The organism is Asaia sp. BMEF1 (assembly GCF_051628905.1).
GTDB lineage: Bacteria > Pseudomonadota > Alphaproteobacteria > Acetobacterales > Acetobacteraceae > Asaia.
The window spans coordinates 58106-74303 of the sequence record NZ_CP157575.1; the positions used below are offsets into that span (position 1 = coordinate 58106).

At 60.9% G+C, this 16198-nt stretch carries 15 protein-coding genes; 2 read left to right on the forward strand and 13 right to left on the reverse strand.

The features are described from left to right. Window positions 1-124: 124 nt before the first annotated feature. Genes ABHV46_RS00270 through ABHV46_RS00280 form a run of 3 tightly spaced genes read right to left on the reverse strand, consistent with a single transcriptional unit; the run spans window position 125 to window position 2497 of the window. Entirely contained in the window at window positions 125-526 is a 402-nt protein-coding gene (locus ABHV46_RS00270; RefSeq protein ID WP_438382215.1) for a DUF934 domain-containing protein, read from the reverse strand. Beyond that, the gene (locus tag ABHV46_RS00275) at window positions 513-2183 is read right to left on the reverse strand and encodes a nitrite/sulfite reductase (protein WP_438382216.1); all 1671 of its coding nucleotides are present in this window, start codon (window positions 2181-2183) and stop codon (window positions 513-515) included. The genes ABHV46_RS00270 and ABHV46_RS00275 overlap by 14 nt, the downstream gene beginning before the upstream one ends. Then, entirely contained in the window at window positions 2180-2497 is a 318-nt protein-coding gene (locus tag ABHV46_RS00280) for a DUF2849 domain-containing protein (protein ID WP_336945439.1), read from the reverse strand. The genes ABHV46_RS00275 and ABHV46_RS00280 overlap by 4 nt, the downstream gene beginning before the upstream one ends. Before the next feature lie 199 nt (window positions 2498-2696). Here ABHV46_RS00280 and ABHV46_RS00285 point away from each other — a divergent pair, with 199 nt between their 5' ends. Continuing rightward, window positions 2697-3191, forward strand: a complete 495-nt coding sequence (locus ABHV46_RS00285; RefSeq protein WP_438382217.1) for a flavin reductase family protein — start codon at window positions 2697-2699, stop codon at window positions 3189-3191. Between the two features lie 24 nt (window positions 3192-3215). Here ABHV46_RS00285 and mtnK read toward each other — a convergent pair whose 3' ends face one another. From mtnK to ABHV46_RS00335, 10 genes are all read right to left on the reverse strand, one after another. Next, the gene (gene mtnK, locus ABHV46_RS00290) at window positions 3216-4409 is read right to left on the reverse strand and encodes an S-methyl-5-thioribose kinase (protein ID WP_438382218.1); all 1194 of its coding nucleotides are present in this window, start codon (window positions 4407-4409) and stop codon (window positions 3216-3218) included. Further along, window positions 4406-5110, reverse strand: a complete 705-nt coding sequence (locus ABHV46_RS00295; protein ID WP_438382219.1) for a hypothetical protein — start codon at window positions 5108-5110, stop codon at window positions 4406-4408. The genes mtnK and ABHV46_RS00295 overlap by 4 nt, the downstream gene beginning before the upstream one ends. Beyond that, entirely contained in the window at window positions 5107-6087 is a 981-nt protein-coding gene (locus tag ABHV46_RS00300; RefSeq protein WP_438382220.1) for an aldo/keto reductase, read from the reverse strand. Before ABHV46_RS00300 ends, ABHV46_RS00295 begins: the two co-directional genes overlap by 4 nt. Window positions 6088-6173: 86 nt before the next feature. Further along, entirely contained in the window at window positions 6174-7055 is an 882-nt protein-coding gene (locus ABHV46_RS00305) for an endonuclease/exonuclease/phosphatase family protein (RefSeq protein ID WP_438382221.1), read from the reverse strand. Further along, on the reverse strand, window positions 7024-7698 hold the full coding sequence (locus ABHV46_RS00310) for a carbonic anhydrase (RefSeq protein ID WP_336945433.1): 675 nt from the start codon (window positions 7696-7698) through the stop codon (window positions 7024-7026). Before ABHV46_RS00310 ends, ABHV46_RS00305 begins: the two co-directional genes overlap by 32 nt. Before the next feature lie 136 nt (window positions 7699-7834). Beyond that, complete coding sequence (alaS, locus tag ABHV46_RS00315) at window positions 7835-10486, reverse strand: alanine--tRNA ligase (RefSeq protein WP_438382222.1); 2652 nt, start codon at window positions 10484-10486, stop codon at window positions 7835-7837. A 90-nt stretch (window positions 10487-10576) separates the two neighbouring features. Continuing rightward, window positions 10577-11083 carry a GtrA family protein gene (locus ABHV46_RS00320; RefSeq protein ID WP_438382223.1) on the reverse strand — a complete coding sequence of 169 codons (507 nt, stop codon included), beginning with the start codon at window positions 11081-11083 and terminating at the stop codon, window positions 10577-10579. A gap of 113 nt (window positions 11084-11196) precedes the next feature. Continuing rightward, window positions 11197-11772 (reverse strand): nicotinamide riboside transporter PnuC, encoded by a 576-nt coding sequence (gene pnuC / locus ABHV46_RS00325; RefSeq protein WP_438382224.1) that lies wholly within the window; start codon window positions 11770-11772, stop codon window positions 11197-11199. Next, the gene (locus tag ABHV46_RS00330; protein WP_438382225.1) at window positions 11769-12941 is read right to left on the reverse strand and encodes a phosphotransferase enzyme family protein; all 1173 of its coding nucleotides are present in this window, start codon (window positions 12939-12941) and stop codon (window positions 11769-11771) included. Before ABHV46_RS00330 ends, pnuC begins: the two co-directional genes overlap by 4 nt. After that, complete coding sequence (locus ABHV46_RS00335; RefSeq protein WP_438382226.1) at window positions 12941-15376, reverse strand: TonB-dependent receptor; 2436 nt, start codon at window positions 15374-15376, stop codon at window positions 12941-12943. The genes ABHV46_RS00330 and ABHV46_RS00335 overlap by 1 nt, the downstream gene beginning before the upstream one ends. Window positions 15377-15678: 302 nt before the next feature. Here ABHV46_RS00335 and ABHV46_RS00340 point away from each other — a divergent pair, with 302 nt between their 5' ends. Next, window positions 15679-16155, forward strand: coding sequence for a hypothetical protein (locus ABHV46_RS00340; protein WP_438382227.1), 477 nt, complete (start codon window positions 15679-15681; stop codon window positions 16153-16155). Window positions 16156-16198 lie beyond the last annotated feature (43 nt).

The following is a 16198-nucleotide window of genomic DNA, read 5'->3' on the forward strand; positions in this document are numbered from 1 at the left end:
ACGCTCTGAGTAAGCCTGGCGGGAAATGTGATCTCGATTGACCCCGGATCCGGCTGCTCGGGTTTTTGAGAAGGCTGCACGGCACAGACAGGCGCGAGTGGCTCTGAGCGCAGGTGGAGGCGGGTTAGCGCAGTCCGAGCCGGGTTTGATACGTCACGGGGAAGAGCGACAGCGCCCGAAGCCAGGGCGTCGTGTCAGCATCGTCTTCAAGCAGCACGCAATCGACGCCGCACGTACGCAGGAACTGTGCCTGATCGGGGATCAGATGGCCCTCGGCACGGATTTCGCCAGCGAAGCCGTAATACTCACGCAGCGCGCGTGCTTGGGTCAAACCGCGACCGTCACGAAAAATAGGAAATGTGACGATGATCAGATCGAGATGATCGAGCGCCGTTCCGAGTGTTTCCACATCGAAATCAGGAGTCAGACGGATGGCGCGTGTCGTCTCGGTCATTTCTGCAACCGGCACGATTTCGAGACTCGCCGGGGCCGGGTGCCGGGCCGGGGCGAGGTCAAACTGTTTCATAAGCAGCTTCCTTGAAGGGGGCGTCACCGAGGCGCGTCAGGGTGTCGAGAAACTGCTCGCCCTTTTCGCGTATGCTCAGATAACGATCGACGATGCGCGCAATGGCATCGACCATATCGTCTTCCGGCAGGGCCGCCCCGAGAATATCGCCGGTGCGCGATAGCGCGTCATCGCGTCCGCCCAACGTGATCTGAAAGAACTCTTCGCCGCGCTTGTCGACACCCAGCAGGCCGATATGCCCGACATGGTGATGACCGCAGGCATTGATGCAGCCCGAGATATTGATGCGCAGCTTGCCGATTTCCTCCTGAAGCGCGTTGTCGCCAAAGCGTGCGCTCAGTTTCTGTGCAATCGGGATCGAGCGGGCATTGGCAAGAGCGCAATAATCGAGGCCGGGGCAGGCGACGATATCGCCGATTAGCTCGTGATTGGCATCGCCGAGCCCGATGGCGTTGAGCGCCTGCCACAGCTCCAGTAGCCGATCCTGTGCCACATGGGCCAGAACCACGTTCTGAAGATGGGTGATCCTCAGTTCGCCGAACGAGAACTGGTCGGCGAGATCGGCCAGCCGGTCGAGCTGATCCGATGTCGCATCGCCAGGAATGCCGCCTGCGGGCTTGACCGACACCGTGACGGCGATGCGCCCAGGGGCAAAATGCGGATGCGTGTTGCTGCGCACCCAGCGATCGAAAGCGATATCGCTTTGCCGGTCGCTCTTCAGGCGGGTCTCGGCATCGGCCGACGTGGTGAGATCGGGCGCGGCGAAACGCGCCTGGATGGCGGCCACTGTCTCGGGGGCGAGGCGGTAATGCTCGGGATTCATCAGCGACAATTCGTGCTCGACCGCCTTGCGGTAGCCGTCGATACCGAGCGCCTGCACCAGTATCTTGATGCGGGCCTTGTAGATGTTATCGCGCCTGCCATAGGCGTTATAGACGCGCAGAGCGGCCTCGAGCGTCATCAGCAGCTCGGATTCCGGCACGGAATCGAACAATTCATGCCCTACGAGAGGCGTGCGCCCCAATCCGCCACCCACGAAGATGCGAAACAGCGGTCCATTCTCGCCGGGGCGCGCCAGAATGCCGATATCGTGGAAACGCGCTGCCACTCGATCGTGAGGGCTGCCGGAGATGGCAATCTTGAATTTACGCGGCAGAAAGGTGAATTCCGGGTGAAGGGTCGACCACTGGCGCAGGATTTCGGCATGGACACGCGGATCCATCAACTCATCGGCGGCGGCGCCGGCGAACTGGTCGCACGTCACGTTGCGTATGCAATTGCCGCTGGTCTGGATGGCATGCATATCGACATCGGCAAGCTGACGCAGGATCTCGGGCGTGTCTTCGAGCTTGATCCAGTTGAACTGGATGTTCTGTCTGGTAGTAAAATGCCCGTAATCGCGGTCATAGCGCCGGGCGATATGGGCGAGCTTGCGCATCTGGCGTGAGTCCAGCGTGCCATAGGGAATGGCGACCCGCAGCATATAGGCGTGGAGCTGGAGATAGAGTCCGTTCATCAGGCGCAACGGCTTGAATTCGTCTTCGGTCAGTTCGCCGCTGAGACGGCGCTGAACCTGCCCTTCGAATTCGGCGATGCGCGAGGCGAGAAACTCACGATCGGCCGTCTGATACTGGTAGAGTCCGACAGGCGCGTTCATGACTTCAACTCCGTGGCAAATTGCGGATGCGTCGTCGGGCCGAAAGCCCTGATGCGCTCTCTGACGCTTACTGGCGCTGCTACGGCGCCGGGGCGAACGACCACCTCATACACACCGACCACACCATCGCTCTGAGCCGATTTTGTGGCAGAGTCGAGCGCCGATTCGTAGTCTTCCGGCGAGAGAATGGCGGCATGGGCGATCGAGCGTTGCCAGGCACCGTTGGCGTCACGCCAGACGATCAGCCCGTCTAGCAATCTGTTGGCTGTCAGCACGAGTGCCTCGCCAGCGCCTATGCGTATCGCCCGTTTCATGGTCGCTCCCGCCTTGTCTGAGCTTTTCACCGCGTGGAATATAAACTATCCACGATGATCGTGTGTTTATATCTCAGGAAACCGTGGCGGGAGCAAGGCGCTAACCCACGCTCCGGTTCAGGAAATTGCGCTTTCGCCTCTTGCAGCGGGGAAGAATTACCGCATACCGGACCTGATAACCCTGCGTGGAGCCGAGACGATGCCTCAACGTCCCCCCTTGTCGAAAGAAATTTTTCGCGATGCCATGGCGCGTCTTGCGAGTGCGGTGACGATCATCACCACCGATGGCGAGAACGGACGGCATGGTTTCACGGCATCGGCCGTGTGCAGCGTTTCTGACGATCCGGCGACGCTGCTGGTCTGCGTCAATCGCACGGCCTCCACGCATGCTCATCTCGTGCGCCACGGTCTGCTCGCGATCAATATTCTGGCTCACGAGCAGGAAGCGCTCTCCACGCTGTTCGGTAGCTCGCGTTACGACATGGAGGCGCGTTTTGCCGCAGGGCAGTGGCGCACGGGTGAAATCGGGATGCCCTTGCTCGAAGGTGCTCTGGTGACGCTGGAATGCCGAATCAGCCTGACACAGGAGATCGGCACCCATAGCGTGTTTTTCGTCGAACCGCTTTGCGCCGAGTTCACCCGCGAGGAAGCCAAGGGGCTGGTCTGGTTCGACCGTGCCTATCGCCGGGCCTGACCCGGCAATAAATGCAGGGCTTTGTCAGATCAGGTCGACAAGCGCATCGATCGTGTCGATCTGGAAGGCCTTCTGAACAAGCGTTCTCCCTGCGATCAGGGCGCGACGTCGCGCCTCGATCTCGCTTTCGCGGTCCTGACCGGCTTCGTAATCGGCAATCTGCGCAAAGCCGATCGTGCGTCTGATCAGCTCCAGCCCGGCAAAACCGGCGCAATCATGCAGGATCTGCTGAAAAAACCGCGTGCGCTCTGCCGCAGAATTTGCGGGACGGGTGAGTGAGCCCATATCCCCGTGCTGAGCGCTGGACTCCCAGCGTTCGAGATATGCGCCTTTAAAGCTAGACCAAAGCAGCGTGATTTCGTCTCGCATCCAGTCTTCATGCTCTGGCTGGGCATAGGCATTCATGACCAGATTGGCGAGAAACATGCCGAGATCGAAGCCTATCGGCCCGTAAAGGGCGAATTCGCCGTCGATTATCCGCACATCGTCGCCCGAGATCATGACCGAGCCGGTATGGAGATCGCCGTGCAGCAGGGCCTGGCTGCTGGTGAGAAAACGCTCCTGCAACCGCTCGACTGCAGAATGCAGCGCGCTGTCTTCCTGCAACCCGGCGACGAGATCGTCCAGCTCGGGGCTGATCCAGCGATTGCGCGGGCAGTCGCTGCGATAGGGATCGGTCAGAACGAGATCGACCGTGATGCGCGTCAGAGCCAGATTGCGCGAGAACAGGTCGCGCAGCGCGTAGACATCTTCGAAGGCAAGCGCGCGCCACGACGTAGCATGGCTGGCATGGCCGATAAACTCGCCGATACGCGCGGCAAACCCGGCAGGCGCCACGCCGGTGATCAGCGCATTGCGCAGCACGTTATGGGTGGAGAGGTCTTCCATCACGATCAGGAAGAGCCCCTCATCGAGATGATAAAGCGCCGGTATCTGATGACCTACAGCCGGGCTGACCGCCTGCATCCAGCGCGCCTCGAAAAGCGTGCGCTCCAGAGGCATGGCCCAGGCGGGGTCGACACGCACATAGGGCAAAGACTGCTTGCAGCAGACGCTGCCCATGGGGCCGGAGACGATGAAAACCGTATTCAGATTGCCGTCGCTGACCTCGCGCGCCGTCCAGTCGGCAGCGTTGCCACCGAGCTGGGCTTTCAGCGGGGCGAGGGTGGAGAGATGGTCGATAAGGGTCGAGGCGGTCAGGGGGCGATAGGCGCTCATGGGGCGAGGCGCTCCAGCAGGGCGCGCGTGGTTGGCAGAACGCGCGATGTAAGAGGGGCGATCTCATGCCAGGGATGGCACTCGAGCGCGTCATATTCGTCATTGGCGCGTGCGCGCCAGGCCGCCTTTATGGCGGCGAAATCCTGCCCGGCGTGGATGGCAAATCCGATATCGACGATATGGGTGGTGTCATGCTCACAGGCGAGAAACGGTCCGCTGACCGACACGCCGTCGCTCAGGCCGACCTCCTCTTCCAGCTCCTTGAGAAGCTGCGCTCTCAAATCGATCGTTTCGTCGCCTGTCCGTGCTTCGACGCTACCCGCGGGTACGCCCTGCCAGAAACCGGGGAGGTATAGCGAAGAGGGGTTGCGGCGCCCCAGAACGACTCCATCAGGGCAGATCAGAAGGGCGGTTACGGCCAGAGAGCGTAGCTTGAGTCGGGCACCGAGTTCCGCCGAGCGCATTTGCGCCAGCACCCAGCGATATTCGCACCAGAACCCCGTGAGAGCCGTCTCCGCCAGGCCCGAGAGGCAAAAGACGCGCCCGTTGTAAAGTCCGGGATGTTTCTGAAGCGTCTCCTGCCAGATGGCCTCTATGCCTCGCTCCAGCGCCGGATCCGAAATTGGCGGCGCTTCGTGGCAGGTGACGGCGATTTCAGGAGAGAGCGCGGTCAGGCTCCAGCTCTGCTCTGTCGGGTTCATGACTTTGCCTCATGGGCTGCAAGCATTGTCTTGAGTTCTGCATCGAGGTCGTCGCTCGTCTCGAGCATGCAGGAGCGCGCATTGTCCTGCATCTGCGCCTCGGAAGTTGCGCCTGCGATGACGCTGGCTACCGTCTCGTGTCCGAGCAGCCAGCCGAACGCCAGATCGGCCAGACTGCGTTCGTGACGCTGCGCGAGCCCGGCGAGTGCCTCAATCAGCGTCCATATTGACGAGTCGCGGTAGCGGTCCTGAAGATAGGTCCATGCCGCCAGACGCGACCCCGCAGGTGGCGATGAGTCCCGACGGTATTTGCCGGTGAGCATTCCTGAAGCGAGCGGAAAATATGGCAACAAGCCGAGGCCGAATTGACGCAGCGCGGGCAGCAGGTCGGTTCGCGCCCTGCGTTCGAGAAGAGAGAACTCGTCCTGACAGGAGATGATACCAGCCAGTCTGTCGCGTCTGGCGATATGGCACGCATCGACGACCTGCCAGGCGGGGAGGTTCGAGACGCCTGCATAGCGTATCTTGCCCGCCCGAATCAGGTCGTTGAGCGCATGAAGCGTTTCGTCGAGTGGCGTGCGCGGGTCGGGGCAGTGGAGCTGATAGAGGTCGATACGGTCGGTCCGCAGTCGCCTCAGGCTCGCCTCGACCGCCTGCATGATGTAGCGGCGCGAGGCTCCCGAGGCATTGCCCGCATCGTCACCCCCCGAGATCATGCTCATGCCGAATTTTGTGGCAATTACCGCCTTGTCGCGTTTGCCGCAGAGCGCGGCGCCCAGCGCCTCTTCCGATGCGCCTGCATGGGCATCGCGGCGGCCATAGACATCGGCGACATCGAACAGCGTCACGCCCAGATCGAGCGCCGCACCGACCAGACGGGCCGATTGAGCGTTGTCGATGCGACCGCCCAGATTATTGCAGCCAAGGCCCAGTTCCGACACGATCAGGCCAGACTGCCCGAGAGAGCGATAGCGCAAATCAGCCTCCTCAATTTCAGAACGGACCTTAGAGCAGCAAGGCCCTCACGCAAAATCCCGAGACAACCGGGACAGAAAAAGCCGGGTCAGGGTAGGGTCAGTCTGACAGAAACGGGGCAGTGATCGGACAAGGTCAGGCCGGATTCCTCCGGTCGATAGGTCAGAACGCGCAGACTGTCTTTTATGAGCCGGTTTTTTGCCTCACCACCCAGCAGGATGTGATCGATGAAGTAATTGCCGCCTTCGCACGGGCTGGAAAAGCCACTTGTTACCAGTATGGGGGCGAGGCCTTGGGTCATCTGCGTGAAATAGGGGTCATGAAGGGTAAGGCGTCGGTTGAAGTCTCCCAGTACGATATAGGCCTCGCCCTCATCGTCGCGCTCGGTCATCCAGTTGGCGATCAGGTCTATCTGCTCGCGCAAGACCGGGCAGGAATGTCCGTTTTCCTTCCATGTCCTGTCCCAGCATCCTGATTTGAGATGCACGACCAGCAGATGCAGGGTGTCTCTGCCATTACCTACGATCACATCCAGCCCGGGGCGCAGGGCGTGGCCACCATGGAAAGGGGACCGATCCAGAGCGCTCAACTCCTCGTGCGCCAGTATGCGCCATGGCGCACGGAGGACGAGCCCGACATTCTGGGCGATGGGCGCCATTGTGAGCAGCAGCGTATCGTCGGGGGAGGGAAAAAGCCGCCGGAGCGCGGCCGCGTCGCTGACCTCCTGAACGGCGACGATATCGGCGTTCAGGCGTGTGGCGATCTGCGCAAGTGCGGCCCAGTCTTCGGCGCTGCGGTGTGGGATATTGACCGGCAGGCCGGGGGGGAAGTCCGGGAACAGCGTCAGCCAGTCGAGATTCCAGGTGGCAATCTTGACCGAGGCTGCTTCTGCCGGCCGGAACAGCGCCCAGACGGCAAGAAACAGGCAGAGAAGACGATCAGGCCGTAACGCCGAGATCTCCGAGAACATCGCGTACCGTGCGCTCCTTGCGCGTCTGCTCGTCGATAACGACAACCTGACCTGTACCGATATCGTAGAACCAGCCCTGAAGGGCGAGCTCGCCCGATGCCAGCCCGCCGACGACGGCAGGGTGGGTGCGTAGATGGGCAAGCTGGAGCAGCACGTTCTGCTGGGCGAGCTCGCGCACCGTCTCGGGGCCGGCATCCTCGGCCTTGAACGGGCCGAGCGCCGCGCGCGCCGCCTCGGCATTGCGTAGCCAGCGCTGCACTGTGGGCATGGTGTCGAATTTCGGGTTGTTCAGATCGCAGAGCGCGCCCATCGCACCGCAATTCGAATGCCCGCAGACGACGATATGCTTCACCTTGAGAACGAGCACGGCATATTCGATCGCGGAGGATACAGCCCCCAGCATTTCGCCGTGGGGCGGAACGATATTGCCGACATTGCGCACGATAAATAGATCGCCGGGGGCTGTCTGGGTAATCATGCTCGGGTTGATGCGACTATCCGAGCAGGTGATGAACAGGGTAGAGGGCGACTGGCCCTCGGCAAGACTTTCGAAAAGCTCACGGTGCTCTTCGTAGACTTCGTCGTCGAAATGCTGAACGCCCTTGAGGAGGGCAATCAGGCTTTTTTCGATTTCACTCTTCATCGAGACCTCATCTGAAAAATTGGGTGTGGCTTTCTGTGAGTTTTACGCCACACCTGAAAGTCAGATGACTCCGATGCCGTGGATTTGATGGGGTGTCCATGCCTGAACGGCATGGTTCACCCTTTGTCATGAAGCCTCAGGCGGAAAGCGTTTTTCTCAGTGACTCGAATACGGCGTCACTATTGGGCTGCGGACCGCCGGCCTGAGCCATGTCGGGACGCCCGCCACCGCCTTTTCCGCCCATCTCGGCAGAAGCGAGGCGTACCAGATCGACTGCGCTGAAACGGTCGTTCAGATCCTTGGTCACGGCCACGACTACGCTGCCCTTGCCCTCTGCCGTCGAGATCAGCGCCACGACGCCGCTTCCGATCTGCTTGGTGATGGCCTCGGCCACGTTCTTGAGCTCGCGCGGGGCGACGTCGCCCAGATCGCGCGGCACAAAAGTAATGCCGTTGATGGTCTCGCTGGCCGAATCGGCCTGGCCGGTAGCCAGACGTTTCTGGAGTTCGGAGACCTGACGCTCGAGGGTACGGCGTTCTTCAACCAGAGCCGCGAGGCGATCGGGCGCCTCGGCGATTGTGGCCTTCAGCAGATCGGCCATACGGCGCAGGCGCTCATCGGCCTCGATGGCGAGGCGGTCGGCAGCAACACCGCAAACTGCCTCGATGCGTCGCACGCCAGCCGAAACGCCGCTTTCCGACACGATGCGGAAGGGGCCGATCTCGCCGGTCCGTCCCACATGCGTGCCGCCGCAAAGCTCGATGGAATACGCGCCACGCGAATCGTCGCCCAGCCCCATCGAGACCACGCGCACCTCGTCGCCGTATTTCTCGCCGAACAGCGCCATGGCGCCTTCGGTTACAGCGGTCTCCGGCGTCATGATACGGGTCTCGACCGCGCTGTTTTCGCGAATGCGGGCATTGACCTCGCGCTCGACCAGCGCCAGCTCCTCCGCCGTGATCGGGCGGGGCTGCGAGACGTCGAAACGCAGGCGCTCCGGCGCGTTGAGGCTGCCCTTCTGCGCGACATGGTCGCCGAGCTGGCGGCGCAGCGCCTCATGAAGCAGATGGGTGGCCGAGTGATGGCCACGTACGGCCTGACGGCGCGAATGATCGATTTCTGCCGTTACCGACATGCCGGGGCGCACGGTACCTTCGACCACACGGCCGTAATGCACCAGTAGATCGCCGTTGCGCTTTTGGGTGTCGGTAATCTCGATGCGCAGGCCTTCGCCCGCGAGCACGCCATGATCGCCGACCTGACCGCCGCTTTCGCCGTAGAATGGGGTCTGGTTCAGCAGGATGGCCACGTCGTCGCCCAGCGTTGCGCTATCGCTTTCGATACCCGATCTGGCGATCAGAACCACTTCGGCATCGGCTTTTTCCGAGTTGTAGCCGAGGAATTCGGAGGCGCCGAAGCGCTCGCGTGCGTCGAACCAGATGGTCTCTGCGGCGGCATCGCCCGAGCCAACCCAAGCGGCGCGAGCGCGGGCACGCTGTTCGGCCATGGCGGCCTCGAAACCGGCCACATCGACGGTGCGACCATTTTCGCGCAGCGCGTCCTGCGTCAGGTCGAGCGGGAAGCCGAAGGTGTCATAGAGCTTGAAGGCCACGTCACCCGGCAGGGCGCCGCCTTCTGCCACGCGGGCCGTCTCGTCTTCGAGCAGCGACATGCCTCGTTCGAGGAGGGCGGTGAAGCGCTCTTCCTCGCCCTTCATGGTCTCGGCGATGAGCGATTGATGCTGAACCAGCTCGGGATAGGCCGAGCCCATCTGGCGGATCAGGGCAGGAAGCAGGCGATAGAAGACCGGCTCGGTCGCGCCCAGACGCTGCAGATGACGCATGGCCCGACGCATGATGCGACGCAGCACGTAGCCGCGACCGTCCTTGGACGGCATGACGCCATCGGCAATCAGGAAGGCTGTCGAGCGCAGATGGTCCGCCACCACGCGATGGCTGGCGCGCAGCGACCCATCGGGGTCGGTGCTCAGCGCATTGGCTGTTGCCTCTACCAGGCTGCGAAGCACGTCCGTGTCATACACGTCGCGCTTGCCTTGCATGACAGCGGCAAAGCGCTCGAGACCCATGCCGGTATCGATCGAGGGACGCGGCAGGGGCGCGCGCGTGCCCGGAGGCCCCTCGAGATACTGCATGAAAACGAGATTCCAGATCTCGACGAAGCGATCGCCGTCTTCTTCTGGCGAGCCCGGAGGACCACCCCAGACATCAGGTCCGTGATCGAAGAAAATCTCGGAGCAGGGGCCGCAGGGACCGGTGTCGCCCATACGCCAGAAATTATCCGAGGTCGGGATGCGGATGATCTTATCTTCCGGCAGGCCCGCAATCTTGCGCCATAGCCCGGCGGCCTCTTCATCCTCGGCATAGACTGTTGCAAGCAGCTTCTCCTTGGGCAGTCCGTAGCCCTTGGTCAGCAGGGTCCAGGCAAATTCGATCGCATCAGCCTTGAAATAATCGCCGAAGGAGAAATTGCCGAGCATTTCGAAAAAGGTCAGGTGACGGGCTGTGTAGCCGACATTGTCCAGATCGTTATGCTTGCCGCCGGCGCGCACCACCTTCTGGGCCGTCGTGGCGCGGGAATAGGGGCGGGTTTCCTGCCCGGTGAACACGTTCTTGAACGGCACCATGCCAGCATTGGTGAAGAGCAGGGTCGGGTCGTTCTGCGGCACCAGCGGGGCCGAGGGAACGATCTTGTGGCCATGGTCTCCGAAATACTTCAGAAACGCGCTGCGCAGCTCATTTGTGGTGGTGTTATGGATCGAAGTGGTCATGGCGCGAGCAGAAAATCCCGATTGCGGCGTGAAGATGGCATCTCCACTAGAGCAAAGAGACCGCAAAGGAAATGTTTTGCGCGTGTGCCGTCAGGATTCCAGATCGCGATCGGCTGGATCGACATTCAGATCGACCGCCATCTGCGCCAGTTCCATGGGAGTCTCAGGCACCTTGGCGCGGAAAACAAGCTTGCGTGACAGGTTGAAATTGGCCAGCAACCCCATCAGCGCGCCAGCGGCCAGAGGGACGGCGACATGGTGCAGACAGAACGGGGTGGTAAAGCACAGCGCATAGACAGTGCCTCGATTGAGGAGAAATCCGAAGCTGTTGGCGGCAAGAAAGCGCAGCCATTGCAGAATGGGATGATCGCGATGCGCGAGGCCCTTGAACGTCCAGAGCTGGTTGAGCAGCCAGTTGAGGCTGGCGACTGCAAAATAGGAAAAGAGTGTGGCCGCTGTCAGCCCGAGATGAGGGCGAAGCAGGGTCACGATCAGAATATCCCAGACCAGCCCCATGGCCCCGATGATGCCAAAGCGCATGAACTGGCCGAAGAGCTGTTTGGGCGCTCGCGGATAGAAGATCCGTTTCTTCTGCACTATGAGCCCTGCCTTTCACGAGGTGCGGGAAAACTGGCGACAAGCTGGTAGGGCGATGGCGAGCAGGATGCAAGCTGTGTTCGTCTCTCACCGCAAAGACCTGTTCGGTCGCCTTATCGTTGCGGGGCGATACTTTTCAGCGTTGCTTTCCAGCTTGTCCACCCATACCAGGCGATCGCGATAAGCCCTGCGTAGAGCCCCGCGCTCAGCCACAGATCGCGCGCGGCAAACAGCCCGACATAGGCGCCATCGACCAGTATCCAGAGTGGCCAGCAGGCGAGGAAGCGGCGCGCCGTCCAGATTTGCCCGATAATGCTCAGGACACTGAGCGTGGCGTCGGTCATCGGGGCGGCGTCGTTCGTCCAGAGCCGCAGGATCGTGCCCAGAGCAACGCTGCACCCGGCCCCGATCAGAAGATCGCGCAATAAAACGAGCCTTGGCGCGGCCTGTACCGCTATCTCCGTGGAGGTCTGTCGGAAACGATGCCAGTCATACCACCCCTTCGCGAGAAAAAGGCAGAAGACGATCTGCAAGGCTGAGTCGGCGTAAAGCCGCGCTTTCGCGAAGACGACCAGGTAAAGCAGCGAGGCGAGCAAGGAGCATGGCCAGCCAAGCACACGCCTGCGGGCCGTGAGCCAGATGCCCGCCATGGTAATGAGCACGGCAAGGGCTTCAAGTGGCGACATCATCCGACGCTCTGTGCCCCTGCTGCAATCAACTCGAGCATTTCGTACCCTTGTTTGCCTGAGAACCAGTTGGCATGGCCGAGAAGATAGGTGTCGTATGTCGTTTTAGCGAGGTCGGGCAGGTCGAGAAGGCACTGATAATACCAGATTTCCGAGCAGGCGAAGGTGACATGGGCGAGGGGAAGAAAAGCCGCAATCTCCTCTCGCTCCCGCCGGGAGAGAGGATGGACATCGTCATATCCCGCAAGGAATGCGGTAATCTGGCCTGGCTCGCTGGCGAAGTCGCAAAGGCTACCCTCTGGATCATGCAGCGGGTTCATCCAGTCGATCATGCTCCGTTCCAGGGCTACGGCGATGTCGAAGCCGCGTGTCGTTCTGTCGGCCATGCTGAAATCGAATACGGCGCCGATTTTTTCATGTTCTGGCGCCCCATGCCAGGTCAGGTTGGAGCCATGCCAGTCGCCATGCCCCCATTGCGTGGCAGGAGAGGCAAGAAAAGGCGCGGCGCGACGGAAATGCGGTCGCAGCGCGGTGAGTATGGCTTCTGCCCCACCCTGGGTGTCGATTGCGCCACGCATGGCTGCGTTGCTGGCAATCCAGCTGCACAGCCCGATCTCAGGGCCTCGTTCATCGAGCAAGGGTGTCAGGGAAGAGACCAGTGGGCGCTCTGGTCTGGCCTGCCCGTCATAGCTTTGCGCCGCATCATGGAAAACGGCGAGCGCACGCCCAGATTCGAAGGCCTGATGCCGTGACAGATAAGGCTCCCAGGAAAGGCGGTCGCGATAAAGATCTCTTCCCTCCAGCCCTGGTAAACACTCATAGCTCCAGTCCCCGAGCGTGAAAACACTGTCTCCGCTTTCTGTCGCAAGGGGGCGGGCGACGGTTATTCCCCGTTCGGCGAGATGGGCGATCAGCCTGTGTTCCTCGGCAAGCGCCGCTTTGTCGCGCAGGGCGTGGTGATGGCGTTTGAGAAACCAGCTTCTGCCTTGGTCGTCGCTTAATCGAGAGACCGCAGAAAAGGGGCGGGCGCTGTGCCATTCGATGGGTGTGACGTCGCGCAGGCCGAACGCTGCCAGGGCGCGAGAGGCTTCATCCTGCGTGATCAGAGGCCAGTCGCGTTTGGTCTCCTTGCCCCATAAGCCGAACTGGCCGGGTGACGCGCCGCCGGACATCAAAACCCGGCTGTGGCGGTAGCCAGAGCCGAAAAGCCGCCGCCGATGTAATAATCAGGCGATGAGCCGGATATCGTCGTGCCATACCGTCCTGTCGCATCGCGTGCGTTCAGCGTCGGGTCGGCAACACCCGAGAGATAGTGCTCATTGGTTATGTTGATGAGGTTAAGGCGCAAGGATGGCGCCTTGAAACGGTTCATATCGGCAAAGCGATAGCCGACGGCGATGTCGCCCGTGGTGTGGTCGCTGATGCGCTCATCATTGAGGAAGGTCGCATACTGCCTGCCAGTATAATGCACCGAAGCGAAGCCGAACACATGGCCATCGTCATAGGTCAGCCCTGCGGAGGCTTGCAGGCTCGGGCTCCGAACGGCCGTCTTGCCTCGCGTCGGCAGAAGATCGCCATTGCTGGCGATGTCATTATCGATCGTGGCGTGAAGAAATTCGCCCGAAAGATAAGGCGCAAAATGGTGCCAAGGCTTCAGCCCGAGTTCGACATCGATGCCGCGAGAGGTCTGGCCACCGGCATTGATGGTCGACGAGATCGGCGTGTTGTTGATCTGGATCTGGGTCTCGATCTGGCGGTTGGTGAAATTATAGTTGAAGAAGGTTAGGCTGCCCGTCACCAGTGGGCCGGTATAGCGATAGCCCAGCTCTTCCGAAATCGAGTACTCGTTGCGCAGATTGCTGGCACCATTGGTGCTCGCTTCACCGCTCGTCGGGTCATAGACGTTATAAAGCGCAGTGAAGGATGGGGCGCGGAAATTGGTCGTCGCGTTGAGAAAGACCTGATGCTGCGGCGTGATCTGAAAGCGCATGCCGAGGCGCGGCAGTGGCACGGCGCTATTGCTGCCCACATGATATTGCGGCCCCGGTACGGCGTTCGTGCCATTGCGGCTGACCATGACTTCCTTGAAACCGAGTTCGACCAGAAGCCGATCGGAAAGCAAATTCATTCGGTCGCCGATGAAGAGCGCATTGGCCATGCTGATCGTGTGATTATCCCCTGCAAGATACATGCGGCCATTGGTCAGCCTGACGAAATTGCCGGTGCCATTGCCCCAGATATTGGCCGATGCCCCGTTCTCGCTGACCGGCGAGAAGGACTGCACCTCATGATCGTCGCCGTAATCGAACCAGTAGCCAAAGACCAGTTCGTTCCAGCCCTTTTTCCAGGCGAGTTCGGAGGTGAAGCCGGAACGTGTGCTGCGCTGGGTATAATTGGCGCGTACGAGGGCCTGACCGTCCTGTGAGCTCGGCAGAACGAGATTGTCGTTCAGGGCCTGCGTGCCCGTGTAGATGCCGCTCAAGGGCAGGGTCGACCCGCTCGGCACGTTGCCATAGGCCCCCTGGGCATAGGGTGTGGCCCGCAAGGTCAGATGGTCGGTCAGGGCGAAGCTGACAGGCGCGCCCATATAAAGCGTTCGTTCGGGTGCGCGCCAAAGACGCTGATAGAGCTGCGCCTCTTCCGGGTTTTGCGGGTCGTAGCGGCTCGTGAGTGCATTGCCTGAAGATACGCCATATTGCCTGAAGAGGTCTTTCGAGACCTGCGGGTAATAGCTCGTGATGGTGCTGTTGAAGCTGCCAACGAGAGACGCGTGAGACAGTTCGCCGATATCGCGCACCAGCTTAAAATCGATATGGTGGCGCATGTCATGGCCGGGGCCGCGCCAGTTTTCCGCGCTGGTATGCGAGTAGGACACAAAACCGCGCAACCCGGTCCGGCCGATCAGCCCTGTATCGAGCCGAATGAACTGACGGTTGCTGTTATACGAGCCGTAAGACACCTCAGCCATACCGCCCGCTTTGCGCGCGGGGTCGCGAAAGCTCAGGCTCATGAGCCCGCCTGCGGCATTCAGGACAGGGCTGTCGAGATCGGCTGCGCCCTGACTGAGCGCCACCTGACGATAGTTCTCACCATCGGCAAACTGGCTGGGATAGCCCGAGTAAAACGCCAGATCGTTGAGCGGCATGCCTTCGAGCACATAACCGATGGAATCCGTATTCAGACCTCGCACCGAAATCGTGGTCTGGGGCGAGAGCCCCATCGCGTCGGAGGCGGCGACATTCGCGCCGGGAAGCAGCGAAACGAGTTGATAGGCGGTTGAAATCGGGGCCTGCCTGGCGATGAAAGCACTATCGACACTGCTCACCGACCGGATTTCGTGCTGTGGCTTGATCAGCCCGCCGCCACGCTCGGCCTCGCGTTTTTCGGGCTCGGTGGCGCGTACGGTGATATGCTCGGCCTTGCGCGGTCCGGCAGGTGCGTCGGCTGCATAAGCGCCAGGGCCCGGCGCCACGTAGAGGGTCGAAACGGTTGAAAGGAGCCAGATCCGTATGACCGACCGGCGGGGGTGAGTCAGTGCGTGTGCCAATGTCATGATCCAGCTGTGATAATGCGGAAGGGCGCTGCCCTGCATGAGAGCAGTTCTCATATTCGACCTGCGAGAACAATGAATTTCATGCGCTTTTTTGTGATGGTCTGCTGCCTAAAGATAATCCTGAGATCAGTAGGCGTCTCATTGCCCCTTGTGCGATTGCTTCAAGAGCGATCCCTTTTGCGGTATTTCGCGCCCCTTTTGTTTTCCATCGCGGCGGCGACAAAGCCGTCGAAGGCGTTTTTTCGATCCTGTCTGCTTGCCGCTGTAATCGGCCCTCAGGCATAAAGGGCGTCGGGGCTTTTGACGATGGTGGGCAAAGGCAGGAGAGCAATCGCTCAGAGTCAAAGGAGTATTCTGTGTCGTCCGATCTGACTGTCGCAAGCCATGTCGAAAGCCATGTAGAGGGATGGGTGATCAAGACCCCGAGCGACCCGGCGCCCCGTCGCATTGCCGAGAGCGATTGGTTGCAGATCGATCGCGTTTTGTGTGGCCAGTTGGGCAAGCGTCCGGAAACGGCGCTTGCAGCGCTCAACGAGGTTTTCGCAGGCTGGCTGGTGCAGCGCGCCAAAGGGCAGCGCCCCTCGGTTCTCGATGAAACAGATTATCTGTCTCTGCTGGCGTTACTTCCGCTGCCCGACGCACCGGAAGAAATGCCTCTTACGCCTGAAATCTCCGAACGCCTCGTCGTGTCAGACGAGCCATCCTTATCCTCCCCTGAGATCAATCGCCCGATTGTGGCGACCGAGCAGTCAGCGCGTCGACAGGTAATCAGATCAGATACTGCCACAGCCCAGCTCGCTATGGCGCTTTTTCATCTGGACCATGGGGTCTGAAAGTATAGCGCTTGTCGAGGGTAAGCTGAGCGCATGAGGGTGC